Raw genomic sequence first — 13,467 nt, forward strand, 5'->3', positions numbered from 1 at the left:
TGCTGTGAAGGTGCATTGGAGTTTTACCGCAGTTACAGCGGAAACCAAACTCAAGCGGTGGTATGAGCAGGTGAATCCGGCTTGTAATCCAAGTTGATGTAAGGATTAAATTGGAAGAGTACTAGTTCTAAGTCTGATCATTAAATCTGGATATATATATTCGTTATCACCTCCTGTGTAAATAGCTGGGACTCCAACATACTCTATTGAATTTCCTCGCTGTACAAGAATATCACCATTTTTTAACCATAAATCAGAGTCAGGCGCAATCCTTTCGTCAAAATATTTAAATTGTTTTTCATCAAATATACCTGAAGATGTGGCCGATAAGTTTAAAACTTTATACATTGTTTCATAATTAACAGGTTTAGGTGAGTACCCATTTTTAGGTTTATCAAATAAAACTTGTTCTATGCTTGTTTTTTCCCATTCTATATTATGTTTTTCACGATCTTTTTTTGTTAGGTCACCGTTTATAGCCCTTTCGATAACTGCTTGGCGAAACTGCTTTATTGATTTTTCAATATCTTCATTATCAATATACTCAACATTAGTTGTTGATAATATTTCCTCCATTAGTTCTTTTTGCTGTTTTAATAGAAGAGAATTGTGTTGATATTTTTCTTCTATTTCCAAAACTATATCTTTCTGTTGTTCAATTTTTGCATAAGGTATTTCTAAATTAAAAAATAATTCTGAGTCTACATGTGGTATGCTTGCGCCTGAAGTATTTTTGTTTATATATTCAAATTGTGATTTCAAAAAATAAAACAAATATTCTTGTAAAAGATAAAATGGTTTTAAACGCATCAGCGTAGATCCAATTGCACCAGATTTACTTCTAAAAGCAAGTCCGCTTCTTGATCCATCCCAAACTACAAGTATTTCACCCTCTTGTGTTAATTCGGCAACTTCCTTTCTTGTATATTGAGTTATATTATCTTCCTCTAGTGCATTTATATCAAGATATGGAATCCCTCTTTTAAATGGTTTATCACTTAAAAATATTGGTTTAATTCCTTTCTGATATGCAACTAGAATCTTCAATGGAATTTTGTAAAGAAATTTATTCATGTCGTTATCACAAAAGTTCTTTTAGTCTGTATAAGTCTTTTATTTGTTGTTCAAAATTTTCAATTAATTTATCTACATAATATACTGGATTTTCTAGAGGTTCAGGGTCAAATTTATTTGTAAACAAAAGGTCATAACCTCGTTCTTCAATTTGGCTCAAACTGTATTTTTTAAATCTATCTGTTTCGAAACGGGGACTTAGGCCCTCAGCGCTTTCTCCATAACAATTTACAAATTCAGAAAAATGCTTTTCGTAACTAAGTGGTCTTGAAGCTTTTGTTACATCATCAATATCTGTCCGTGCATCATATATCCAAATGTTGTTTGTTTTATTTCCTTTTTGAAGAAAAATAACACATGCTCTAACACCATTTGCATAGGGATTAAACGTTCCATTCGGTAGTTACAATATTGTATGAACATTACACAAACCTTTGGTTATCAGATGTTTCCAGACTTCTTTAGCTTTATTTTCGCTTAATGCTCCATCTGGTAAAATTATAGCAGCTCTACCTTTTGGTTTTAAAACTTGATATATATGCTGTATGAAATTAATTTGAATATTTGAGGTTTCTATTGGGAAATTCCTTTTTTTAGGAATACCAATTGAACCTCGTGTACCAAAAGGAGGATTGGTTAATATACAATCGAACACCTCAGGAGTAACATTTTCTGAATATACTGAATCTCCCAATGTTAAATTAGCTTCTATACCATGCAAAAACATATTCATTAGCCCTAGGCGATATGGTCTAACAACCAATTCTTGTCCATAGTAAGCCTCTTTACGAATATAATCACTCTGGGCTTTGGTTAATTTTTTATTTTTTAGTTGTTTATCTGCCCAATCAGCGGCTACAGTTAAGAAACCTGAGGTACCACATGCAACATCCGCTATTTTAAATTTTCTTTTTTCTAATGGATTTGGTTTTGTAACATTAACAATTGCTTGGATAAGTGGTCGAGGGGTGAAAAACTGACCAGCCCCCTTTTTGCCCTCGCTAGCCGTTTTTTCTAACAAACCCTCAAATGCCTCTCCTTGTATATCCTTGTCCAGCTTAGTCCAGCCAATTTCTTCGATTCCATGTATAATCCTCCTTAAATTGTCAGCATTTTTAATTTTTGAAATAGGCTCTTGGAAAATCTTACCTAGTAAGCCATTTTCGTTTTTTAGTATATTTAATGCGTTTTCGTAATATATTGCTAGCTCATTGCTATTTAACTTAAGCATTTGCTGCCATTTACAATTCTCTGGTATTATTATATCTATTTCATCAGCCATTTTCAGAAATAGTAAGTATGTTAATTGTTCAATATAATCGGCATAATCCATTCCATCATGCCTGAGTATATGACAGAAATTCCAAAGTTTTGCTGTTATGTTCATATAGTCTTCTGACTAATAGAAATTTATCCTTGTTTTTTCATCTCAAGGGTTTTAGCCATGTTATTTGTGATTAAACATATACAGGGTTATACTACAAATATATAATTTCCTATATATTTAATTGTAAGCCACCTCCTTATAAGGGTTATACAGATTTCTCCGTATTTTAGAAATATCATTTATAACCTTTAATTCAATTCCTCCCCCGTTTTCTCCCCCACTTATAAATTTAAAGGCCGCAATTAATTGATTTACAATTAATTGCGGCCTTATGTATGTGCCGAAGGCGAGACTCGAACTCGCATGTCCGTAAAGACACACGCCCCTGAAACGTGCGTGTCTACCAATTTCACCACTTCGGCAGAACGTTTCCCCTTATTTGGGAATGCAAAGATACGGCGTTTCAACCCGACTGCGCAAGATTTTTGCTATATTTTTTTCGCTCTATCGGCTAAAGTTCATCCGCTTTCCTGCCCGATCGGCCAAGAATTCACCCGCAGCATACACGAGTTCGCCTGAGACGATCGTATGCGTTATGCTGGCACCAAACGTATGGCCCTCCAAGGGCGACCAGCCACATTGGTACAGAATATTTTGCTTCGAAACCGTTGTTGGTTGATTTACGTCGACAAGAACCAGATCGGCCCAATAACCCTCACGTATGTAGCCACGTCGGTCGATTTGAAAACAGTCGGCAGGAGCGTGGCACATTTTACGCACAACCGTTTCAATCGATAGTTTACTCTGATCCACAAAATCGAGCATCAACAGAAGCGGGTGCTGTACCAGCGGTAAACCCGATGGCGCCTGCCAATAGGATTGCTGTTTTTCGGCCCAGGTGTGCGGAGCATGATCAGTAGCAATAATATCCAACCGGTCGTCTAACAAAGCGGCCAATAGAGCCTCTTTGTGAGTAGGGGATTTTATGGCCGGATTGCACTTGATTTGATTGCCCAGGCGATCATAATCATTAGCGTCGAACCAAAGATGATGCACGCATACTTCAGCAGTAATACGTTTTTCGGTCAATGGCCGGTCGTTGGTAAACAGTTTTAGCTCGTCGGCCGTCGAAATGTGCAGGATGTGTAGCCGTGCGTTATGCCGCTTAGCCAGTTCAACAGCCAGCGACGACGATTTCAAACAGGCTTCTTCATTACGAATCAACGGATGAAGATTTGCCGTAGCCGTATCGCCGTATTCCATCCGGTAACGTTCCGTATTCGCACGGATGGTGGCCTCATCCTCGCAGTGGGTAGCAATGAGCATTGGGCTCTCTCGAAACAAGCCGTCCAGAACCTGCTCATCATCCACAAGCATATTACCCGTCGATGAACCCATGAAAACTTTTATGCCACAAACCGTTTTAGGATCGGTGCGCAAAACTTCGTCGAGGTTATTGTTCGACGCGCCCATAAAAAACGAGTAGTTCGCCAGCGATGTATGTGCTGCAATGGCATACTTATCTGCCAATAGTTCCTGCGTCAGCGCATTCGGAACGGTGTTAGGCATTTCCATAAAGCTGGTAACACCGCCCGCTACACCCGCCCGTGACTCCGAATGAATAGTGGCCTTATGGGTTAGTCCAGGTTCGCGAAAGTGCACCTGATCATCGATAACACCAGGCAACAGGTACTGCCCGCTGGCATCAATTACCCGGCTAATTCCTGCATCAGATAATCCCTGTCCGATCTGCGCGATGAATCCGTCTTCAATCCGGACGTCTGTTTCAACGATACGCCCTTCATTGACCAGCCGGGCATTACGAATTAAGAGTTTACTCATAAAAGACGGGCAGCTTCTTTCGCAAAATACGTTAAAATTACACTAGCACCGGCCCGTTTGATAGACATGAGAGCCTCCATCATGGCCCGTTCACCGTCGAGCCAGCCATTCTGGGCAGCGGCCTTAATCATAGCGTATTCGCCACTGACGTTGTAGGCCGCAATTGGCAAATGAAAATTATCGTTCAACAGCTTAATAATGTCCAGATAGGCCAGTGCGGGTTTTACCATCAGAAAATCGGCCCCTTCCGCAAAATCAAGCTGCGCTTCAATAAGGGCTTCGCGACTATTGGCGGGGTTCATCTGATAGGTTTTTTTATCACCAAACTTCGGAGCGGAATCCAGTGCATCCCGAAAAGGGCCATAGAAAGCACTGGCATATTTGGCCGAGTACGACATGATAGCTACTTCATGGAAACCGCCTTCATCAAGCACCTGACGCAAATAGCCTACCCGCCCATCCATCATGTCTGAAGGGCCGACAATATTGGCTCCGGCCTGTGCCTGCGCCAGGGCCATTTTGCCCAATACCTCAAGTGTTGGATCGTTCAGGATTTTGCCGTTTTCAACAATACCATCGTGTCCATCTGAACTATAGGGGTCCATGGCCACGTCGGTCATAACCATCACGTCAGGAAATCGATCTTTAATGGCACGAATGGCCTGAAGGTAGAGCCCATCCGGATTATAGCTTTCGGTAGCATACTTATCCTTTTTCGACTCGGGCAGATTGGGAAACAGATCAAATGTTTTAATGCCTAAATCAACACACTCCTGTATTTCATCAAGCAACAGATCGAGCGAAAAGCGATGTATTCCTGGCATAGAAGCCACTTCGGAACGAACATTCTGCCCTTCCATAATAAAAACAGGCAGAATAAAATCGGTGACAGACAGGCGTGTTTCCTGGACCATGTCACGAATAGCAGCGGATTGACGGCTCCGACGCGGACGACGTATTAAATTCATGGTATTCTGGTTTCGGTATCCGGATGTAGGTTCCCGGCATCTGGTTGTCGACCTGTATTTATTTGCTCGAACACCGTAAACCGTATAGCCTAAAACCGAATACCGTTAAGCAATCAGTTTAAACCCTTCGCCGTGTACATTAACGAGCTGAACACTTGTATCATCTTTGAGATACTTACGGAGCTTCGTCACATACACGTCCATGCTGCGGGCGTTGAAGTAAGAATCATCGCCCCAGACCATTTTCAACGCAAAGCTACGGCTGACGGGCTGATTCAGGTTCTGTGCCAGCAATTTTAATAACTCAGATTCCTTGCTGGTTAGTTTCTGCGGCTGTAATTCATTTTCGCTCTCCGCCGTCCGACTCAATAACTGATGTGGATAATCAAACGAAAACGATCCGATTTTATAAGTCGTCGGCTCGGTAGCGTCGGTCAAACGCTGGTATCGGCGAAGGATCGCCTGTATGCGGAGTAACAGTTCCTCCATACTGAAAGGTTTTGTCACATAGTCGTCGGCACCGACCTTGAACCCCTGAATGGTATCTTCCTGCATTGATTTGGCTGTCAGGAAAATGATAGGCACTTCCCGTTGAGCCATCCGAACTTCCTTAGCGAGCGTGAAACCGTCTTTCTTAGGCATCATCACATCGAAAATACATAAGTCATAGGTGCCAGCCATGAATTTTTGCAGGCCCTGATTACCATCGGTAACACGGTCGGTAGGGTAACCTTTCATGATCAGGTATTCCTGCACCAGCTGGCCCAGATTCGGATCGTCTTCAACGAGAAGTATGGTCGGCATAGAGAATGTATGGCGTATGATCTATTAGGCAGGAATTAAAACCACATCCCACCCAGTACATCATACCTCTTGTTTATATGGTAAAATCACTTCAAACGAGCTGCCTTTGCCTAATTCACTCTCAACATGAATCTGGCCGTGGTGCTCATCAATCATTTTTTTTACGTAACTCAACCCAAGGCCAAAGCCCTTTACATCGTGACGATTGCCGGTTGGAACCCGATAAAATTTTTCAAAAATCCGACTTACCTGATCTTTCGTCATCCCTAATCCATGATCGGCCACCGTAATGCTTACGCCTTCGGGCAGGCTACGTGTAATGAGCGCGATGTGCGGACTTTCGGGCGAGTATTTAAGCGCATTATCCAGCAGGTTATACAGAATGTTGGTTACGTGAACCTCATCAGCCTCAATGACCTCCCGATCGGCATCGAACTGCAAATCAAGCTCACCTTCGCGCTGCTCAATCTGCAAACTCATGTTATTCAGTACTTTCTCGATCACATCATGCACGTTGACCGAAGACAATTTTAGTTTTATCTCGCCCCGATCCAGCAAGGCCATTTGCAGTACTTTCTCGACGTGAGAACCCAGTCGCCGGGTTTCATCACGGATAATGCCCATGTAGCGCGAAAGTCGTTCATTTACGGACGAATCATCCGCACCCGCGCCCATTGTCATTTGCGGATGACGCACCTGTTCCTGCGCCATTTCAACGGCCAAGGAGATGGTCGAAATTGGCGTTTTAAACTCGTGGGTCATGTTATTGATGAAGTCATTTTTGATATCGGCCAGTTTCTTCTGTCGAACAATGGTACTGATGGCGATATAAAAACAAGCCAGGATTACCAGAATCAGCACGGCTGATGCGCTGAATGTAAACCATAACTGACTCAGAATAAACTCTTTCTGTGTAGGGAAATAAATATAGACGTAGTTGCCCGTTTCGAGCATGTTGTTGGGAAACAAGGCCGCCTTATAACCTCCCTCTCTGAATTGCTGAGGATTCATTCCCAGCGATGTGAACAGAAAAGCAGGCTGCGATTTTGTGCGAACACCAAAGGCGAACGGAATGCTGATACCCCGCTCCTGTAATGATTGATGCAATAATGTATCGAGAGCCAGTCGGTTAATCCGATCCTCAATAGGACGATCGGAGAGCAGCAGCCCTTTGAGCACATCTTTGATCATATTCGACTGCTCTCCGGCTTTGTGGGGAGTGAAACTGGCCGGGCGACTTACCGCTAAATCTGTCTGTGCAGAATCCTTTTGAGCGGCCTTCTGTAATTTTCGTTGCTGAGCGGCCTGTCGGAGTCGGTTTCTGACCGCTTTTATCCGGGCCAGGGAATCCTGTTTTCGTGCCGTTGCGACCTGTCCGTTAATCTGATTCAGCTCATTAACCAGTATCTGATCGACCCATTGGTTAAACTGCTGCTGTTGAGCCAATTGTGTCTGCCAGTCACCAACCGCCATCAATTCGTCCTGCTGCCGAAAAAACTCTTCCACAACCGCCATCTGCTCAGCCGAAAGCGGGTGCGCAACCGGGTGCAAAACATCCGACTGAACAACCACTGCCCCAGCCGGTGCCATTCCATACGGTATCCGCTGCGGGTCGGGCTGAGGATTTACGGCCCTGTTGGGGTTAGAAGCGACTTTGTTCTGCGTTAGATCAGGTGTCTTTTTCGCAACAGCGGCCTCTTTAACCGGCGTTTTTCCTTCTTTTTTGGCAATAGCCATCAGGCGGTCCTGATGCTCGCGGGCCTGAATACGCTGTTTGGTCAGGTACCAGATCTCCTGCCGTTCGAGTGTTCGAACGACTTCCTGCAAAGCATCGGTAACTTTATAGTCGAACTGTTCTTTCTGCAAATGCAGCGCACTGCTAATCCAGTACCATTGCAGACCAACGAGGCCCAGCAATCCTACTGCCATCAGTGCAACAATCCATCGTATGCGTTGTGTCGACATTTTTTTCGGCCCTCATGCAACCTTTGGCCTTTTTTTTCATCTATGGGTAAACAAGCTGATCTGAATTGGCACAAATCAAGTCAGTTTCGATTGGGTTATCCGTAAAAGTACGAACACCAGCAGGCAGTCATTGAGCCTTTAACAAACTTTAACAACCCGGCTCTCAATGGCTTTCAGCGCATTCCGTTATTCACTCATTAACGTGTATTATCATGAAAAAAACAGTAATTCTGCTACGACGGTTCGTTCCGGCCCTGTTCATTATTGGCAGTGTGAGTGGAATCGCTACCGCTCAGAAAGCTGGTTCGTCGACTAAGAACGATGAAGTTAACGTTCGGATTATCGAACGGAACGGCGATGAGGTCCGCGAAACGGAACGAACGTATCATGTTAATGGCCTGACTGACCCAGAACGTGACCGCCTGGTTATGAAACTGGTAGACTCCCTTAAAACCGCACGGAAAGATAAGGGGGGCAAACGCCAGATGACGATTATTGTCGAAGATAACGACGGCGATCGGATTGTGAAGCGGGAACGCATTACGCCCCGTATAAAGCGTGCTCCGAACGACATTTATGTACAACGGGGTAAAATCCCTCGTTTACAGAATGATCAATGGGGCAAAGATGGCCAAACCTGGCGTTATGAGTTCCGCCGGGGTGCCGACTCACTGGCTGATCGGCTCAATCGGTTCAAGATGCAAATACCCCGCGATTGGGATCAGCAACTCGTTCGTCCTTTCGAAGACTGGTCACGTAATTTTACGAGCAAACCATCGACGATTCGCGGTCTGGACGCTTATCCAAACAACCCCGATCGTGGTCAGCTGAATGTTCGTTTCACCGCTCCGGCCAAAGGTGATGTAAGCATCATCGTTACGAACCCAAAAGGCAAAGAAGTAGCCAGACGTGAGATAAAAGATTTCTCCGGCGAATTTGTTGGCCAGATCGATTTAGGCAAGAATACACAAGGCGCTTATTTCATTACCGTTACCCAAAATGAAGACGGCGCGGTAAAACGAATTGTGATCGATACGAACTAAGTAAGGTATAGAACTTAGGACTTTCGCCGTGGAGCATGGCTATGAGCGAAAGTCCTAAGGCAAATAAGTAACCGATAAACCAGAATTTACCTAATAATCGATCTATTTTCTTCTACTATCGAAAATATTTTTGAAAAATTTAGTACTATGTATTGCAAGATACCAAATAAAGCCCATATCTTTGTGTTGTCAATAAAAAACAACAAATCAATGAAGACCTTACTGATTGTCGGAACGTTACTGGTAGGAATGAGCGGACAGGCTATGAGCATGGGCCATCCGCACAATATTTTTGCTGCCCGGAAACAGATGCGAGCCAAAGCATCGGCCCTGGTGCACAAGCCGAAAGTATCGTCGACCTCGTCGTGCTGGCAGCCACTGGCTAACATCAACAAAGCTGAACTGAGTAAGCGTTTGCTGACAGCTTTGGCAAGTGTACGCCCTTCGCGTTCATACTGATTTACTCGTATACTTTTTCTCCGCGGTTCAGCCAGACACCCCACAGTCGTGAATAGGCATGAACACGCTGAGTTGGTTTTCCCTGATTATCTACAACCGGGTTACCTTGATTAACCCATTCGAACAGGCTACCATACAGGTTATTTACATGCTGATAACCGGCCGCCAATAATTTCTCTCCTACTCGTTCGCTCCGGTAGCCAACCGAACAGTACACTACCACAGTTGTTGCTTTAGGAATAGCCTGAACCCGCTTCAAGTCAAAGTCATCATAGCCAACCCAATGTGCGTTTGGCAAGTGGCTCACATCAAATTCGGCTTTACTTCGGGTATCTAACAAAACCGCTTCGGGCATTTTTTTCAGTTCTGCCACATTGATTAAGGGAACTGTTTTTTTATACATCGCTTCGAGCATCGTCTTATACGCTTTACTGGTAGTCTGCGCCGAACCCGTCAGGGATGTCGTTAAGACCGCGCACAAGAAAATCCACACTTGCTTCATTGTCATTACTCTGCAACTGGTCTACTTTTTGTTTTAGCTTACTAAGGAAGTATTGATTATCAAGGAATTCTTTACTTTTTACGATGTGAAGATAATCATTCCTATTTTTTAATTTTGTATTAATCCTAGTCCGGAAACAATTAGCCTATATTATTTCGTTAAAAAGTTAGATAATTCAAACATGGGCTATTGATTTAGATGGGCTTTGGCTACTTTTATGTTTTGGCTCTAAACCACCGATAGCTGACTGTACCTTTTTTACCCAATTGAGTACCCATGCGGAACAATATTGTACGACCGATCCTGCTCGTCGGTCTGCTGTCCGTCAGTTTATTGACTGCGTTTGGCTTAACGAAGCCAGGACGTAATTTATGGACTCGGCTTACACCGTCGTCACATTCTCATAAGGCGAAACCCAAACGGGTGGTCGCGCCGGTTTTGCGTGTGTATCCTCATGCCCGGCCAGTTGAGGTGTTTACCATGTCGGATAGTGGCCAGCATTGGGTCGATAGCGTTTTCCAGACGCTAACTGCCGAACAAAAAATCGGGCAGTTTTTTATGGTGGCTACCTTCTCGAACCGCCATGATAACCACTACCAGTACATCGAACACCTCATTCAGACGAACCATATTGGTGGCTTAATTTTCTTTCAGGGCGGCCCTTATCGGCAGGCTGTTCTGACAAACCGCTATCAGGCCCTATCAAAAGTCCCACTCCTCATCGGAATTGATGGCGAATGGGGACTTGGCATGCGGTTAGACAGCGCCATGGATTTTCCGAAGCAGATGGCGCTCGGAGCGATTCGAAACAATGAATTGATTTACCGCATGGGAGCCGAAATTGGCCGACAATGCCAGCGGTTAGGTATTCATATCAACTTCGCTCCGGTATCCGACATTAACAGCAATCCGGCAAACCCGGTTATTGGTGTTCGTTCGTTTGGGGAGTCGAAAGAAAATGTAGCCTTGAAGGCATCGGCCTATATGCGTGGGTTACAACAAACCCACGTTATTGCCACAGCCAAGCACTTTCCCGGCCACGGCGACACAAATGCCGATTCGCACCACACGCTCCCGACCGTTAGCCGCTCATCAGAGCAGATGCGCGAGATTGACTTATATCCGTTCAGGAAACTCATTGCGGATAGCCTGATGGGCGTTGTAACGGGCCATCTGCACGTGCCGGTAATGGACAACACACCTGCCCTGGCCGCTACATTATCAGAAAAAATCGTAACGGAATTACTGAAGAAAGAACTCGGTTTCCGGGGGCTGGTTTTTACGGATGCGCTGAATATGGGGGGTATTAGCCGTTCGCCCAAGGCGATGGACGTTAATTTGCGGGCATTAATGGCCGGAAATGATATTCTGCTCTATCCGGAAAATGTTCGTGAGGCTACCCAGAATATCCTGAATGCCGTTCAGCAAGGCATTATCTCCCAGGAATTCCTCGATGAAAAGGTTAAGAAAATTCTCCGGGCCAAGTTTTGGGCAGGATTGAGCAAATATAAGCCTATCAATCTGGCCGGTTTATCATCCGAGTTGAATTCGCCCGAGGCCCAGCTGCTGAAACAGGAACTCTGCGAACAATCGGTTACAGTAGCCACAAATCGTGATAATCTGCTGCCGATCGGACGCTTAGATACCGTACGACTGGCATCGATAGCGATTGGTGCCGATGTTGATAACCCGTTTCAGAAAACACTAAATCAGTATGCTCCTTTCCAGACGCTGGTTTATCCGAATAAACTTGTTACGGAAACGGAACTGAATGACGCACTGGCTCAGGTCAGTACGGCTAATACGGTTGTTGTAAGTTTCCATAAAATGAGTGAGTCGGCTTATCGGAAATTTGGCATTACCAAAACTTCCCTCGACTTAGTAACCCGGCTGAAACAACGCGGGGCTAAAGTAATCGTTACGGTCTTTGGCTCTCCGTATAGCCTTACTCAGTTTTCCGACGCCGACGGTTTAGTCTGTGCTTATCAGGAAATGGAAGAGATGCAGCGCGTTGTGCCACAGATTTTATTTGGCGGCTTAGGCTCGCGCGGGATGCTACCCATCTCGACTGGCGATCTGAAAGTGGGGCTTGGCGAAACCGTGAACCCCGAAGGTCGACTCTCTGCCGGTTCGCCAGAGAGCGTTGGCATGAAATCAACCACACTGGCCAAGATTGATGCTATTGCCCAAAACGCCGTTCGTAACCATGTCGTGCCAGGTTGTGAAATTCTGGTAGCCCGAAAAGGAAAAGTTGTGTACAGCAAGAACTTTGGCGCATTAACCTACAGTGCCGGTGCCGAAAAAGTTACAGACGAAACCTTGTACGATCTGGCATCGCTGACCAAAGTGCTGGCTACTCTTCAAAGTGTAATGGTTCTTTACGACCGAAAACAAATTGATTTGAGCCAAAAGGCATCGTTCTACCTGCCCGAACTGAAAGGGTCCAACAAACAGAATATTGTCATACAGGATTTGCTCTGGCACCAGTCGGGCATGGTATCCTATTACCCGACAACCTGGGACCGAACACGGACACCGGGAGGTGGTCTGAAAGCCGAGTATTACAGTGCAACACGTGATACGCTGCATACGCTCCAAATAGCCCCAACCCTTTGGGCCACACCTGCCTTAAAAGATTCAGTCTGGAAATGGGTGATTCAGTCACCAATGTCTCGTAAGGTAGATGAATCAGGAAAGCCTGCTTACGTATACAGCGATCTGAATTTTCTGACGCTACAAAAAATTGTGGAGCGGGTTAGTAAACAACCCCTCGATGTGTTTGTGACGGAGAACGTTTATAAACCACTCGGGCTGCATCAGCTTGGTTTTACTCCGCTTCAACGGCTGAAAAATCCTCATTGTGCGCCGACTGAACAGGACACCTATTATCGAAATCAGTTACTGGTTGGTACGGTACACGATCAGATGGCAGCTGTTCAGGGGGGCATTTCGGGCCATGCCGGACTATTCGGGAACGCACATGATATTGCCACCCTGCTCCAGATGAACCTGCAGAAGGGCATGTATGGTACTGAGCGCATTTTTCAACCGATGACAGTTCCTTACTTCACTCAAACGTTAAGCAATCGTAGCCATCGGGCATTAGGCTGGGATAAACCCAATGCAGAAAGTACGAGCAGCGTTTATCTGGCCGAACAAGCCTCTCCCCGATCTTTTGGACACACTGGTTTTACGGGCAATGTTGTTTGGGTAGACCCTGATGAAGAACTGATTTTCGTTTTTCTCTCAAATCGGATTTATCCTACTGCTGGCAATAATTCGATTAATACGACTAAGCTGCGTCGGCATATTCATGAATTGATTTACAGTGCTGTACAGTAACCTCCAGCTTTTCAGGGCTCTTTCCCCACAATAAAAATGCCACTGTGAAAAGTGGCATTTTTATTGTGGTGGTTCCTAAGCGCTATGATCAATGGCCCCTGTATACGAACAGTACAAATTTCCTAACTTTAGGACTTTAAA

The 13,467-nt window shown here is 44.7% G+C and carries 9 protein-coding genes, 1 tRNA gene and 1 pseudogene; 3 read left to right on the plus strand and 8 right to left on the minus strand.

Features of this window, described 5'->3' with window-relative positions; all coding sequences use genetic code 11:
• Positions 1-105: 105 nt before the first annotated feature.
• The 7 genes and pseudogenes from GJR95_RS10890 to GJR95_RS10925 form a co-directional block, all read right to left on the minus strand.
• Positions 106-1,074, minus strand: a complete 969-nt coding sequence (locus GJR95_RS10890) for a restriction endonuclease subunit S (protein ID WP_162385888.1) — start codon at positions 1,072-1,074, stop codon at positions 106-108.
• Positions 1,075-1,081: 7 nt separating this feature from the next.
• A pseudogene (locus GJR95_RS10900) lies at positions 1,082-2,461 on the minus strand (N-6 DNA methylase).
• A gap of 278 nt (positions 2,462-2,739) precedes the next feature.
• Positions 2,740-2,823: transfer RNA gene (locus GJR95_RS10905), tRNA-Leu, on the minus strand.
• 82 nt (positions 2,824-2,905) lie between these two features.
• Positions 2,906-4,243: a dihydroorotase gene (locus tag GJR95_RS10910; RefSeq protein WP_162385889.1), complete on the minus strand. Its 1,338-nt coding sequence runs from the start codon at positions 4,241-4,243 to the stop codon at positions 2,906-2,908.
• Positions 4,240-5,211, minus strand: a complete 972-nt coding sequence (hemB, locus tag GJR95_RS10915) for a porphobilinogen synthase (RefSeq protein WP_162385890.1) — start codon at positions 5,209-5,211, stop codon at positions 4,240-4,242. Before hemB ends, GJR95_RS10910 begins: the two co-directional genes overlap by 4 nt.
• A gap of 105 nt (positions 5,212-5,316) precedes the next feature.
• The gene (locus GJR95_RS10920; protein WP_162385891.1) at positions 5,317-6,015 is read right to left on the minus strand and encodes a response regulator transcription factor; all 699 of its coding nucleotides are present in this window, start codon (positions 6,013-6,015) and stop codon (positions 5,317-5,319) included.
• Positions 6,016-6,075: 60 nt separating this feature from the next.
• A complete protein-coding gene (locus GJR95_RS10925; protein WP_162385892.1) occupies positions 6,076-7,980 on the minus strand; it encodes a sensor histidine kinase in 1,905 nt (634 codons plus the stop codon).
• A 212-nt stretch (positions 7,981-8,192) separates the two neighbouring features.
• On the opposite strand from GJR95_RS10925, the gene GJR95_RS10930 reads away from it, so the two are divergent.
• Positions 8,193-9,023 carry a T9SS type A sorting domain-containing protein gene (locus tag GJR95_RS10930; RefSeq protein ID WP_162385893.1) on the plus strand — a complete coding sequence of 277 codons (831 nt, stop codon included), beginning with the start codon at positions 8,193-8,195 and terminating at the stop codon, positions 9,021-9,023.
• Positions 9,024-9,233: 210 nt separating this feature from the next.
• A complete protein-coding gene (locus GJR95_RS10935; protein ID WP_162385894.1) occupies positions 9,234-9,482 on the plus strand; it encodes a hypothetical protein in 249 nt (82 codons plus the stop codon).
• 1 nt (position 9,483) lies between these two features.
• Here GJR95_RS10935 and GJR95_RS10940 read toward each other — a convergent pair whose 3' ends face one another.
• Complete coding sequence (locus GJR95_RS10940; RefSeq protein WP_162385895.1) at positions 9,484-9,984, minus strand: rhodanese-like domain-containing protein; 501 nt, start codon at positions 9,982-9,984, stop codon at positions 9,484-9,486.
• Positions 9,985-10,260: 276 nt separating this feature from the next.
• Between GJR95_RS10940 and GJR95_RS10945 the strand changes: the two genes are divergently transcribed.
• Complete coding sequence (locus tag GJR95_RS10945; RefSeq protein ID WP_162385896.1) at positions 10,261-13,326, plus strand: glycoside hydrolase family 3 N-terminal domain-containing protein; 3,066 nt, start codon at positions 10,261-10,263, stop codon at positions 13,324-13,326.
• Positions 13,327-13,467: the final 141 nt, after the last annotated feature.

The sequence above is a fragment of the Spirosoma endbachense genome, from assembly GCF_010233585.1.
Taxonomy (GTDB): Bacteria; Bacteroidota; Bacteroidia; order Cytophagales; family Spirosomataceae; genus Spirosoma; species Spirosoma endbachense.

Bases quoted from the DNA above. Each gene is read 5' to 3' on its own strand.
- GJR95_RS10890 (WP_162385888.1), bottom strand. From the start codon at position 1,074: ATGAATAAATTTCTTTACAAAATTCCATTGAAGATTCTAGTTGCATAT.
- GJR95_RS10910 (WP_162385889.1), bottom strand. From the start codon at position 4,243: ATGAGTAAACTCTTAATTCGTAATGCCCGGCTGGTCAATGAAGGGCGT.
- hemB (WP_162385890.1), bottom strand. From the start codon at position 5,211: ATGAATTTAATACGTCGTCCGCGTCGGAGCCGTCAATCCGCTGCTATT.
- GJR95_RS10920 (WP_162385891.1), bottom strand. From the start codon at position 6,015: ATGCCGACCATACTTCTCGTTGAAGACGATCCGAATCTGGGCCAGCTG.
- GJR95_RS10925 (WP_162385892.1), bottom strand. From the start codon at position 7,980: ATGTCGACACAACGCATACGATGGATTGTTGCACTGATGGCAGTAGGA.
- GJR95_RS10930 (WP_162385893.1), top strand. From the start codon at position 8,193: ATGAAAAAAACAGTAATTCTGCTACGACGGTTCGTTCCGGCCCTGTTC.
- GJR95_RS10935 (WP_162385894.1), top strand. From the start codon at position 9,234: ATGAAGACCTTACTGATTGTCGGAACGTTACTGGTAGGAATGAGCGGA.
- GJR95_RS10940 (WP_162385895.1), bottom strand. From the start codon at position 9,984: ATGAAGCAAGTGTGGATTTTCTTGTGCGCGGTCTTAACGACATCCCTG.
- GJR95_RS10945 (WP_162385896.1), top strand. From the start codon at position 10,261: ATGCGGAACAATATTGTACGACCGATCCTGCTCGTCGGTCTGCTGTCC.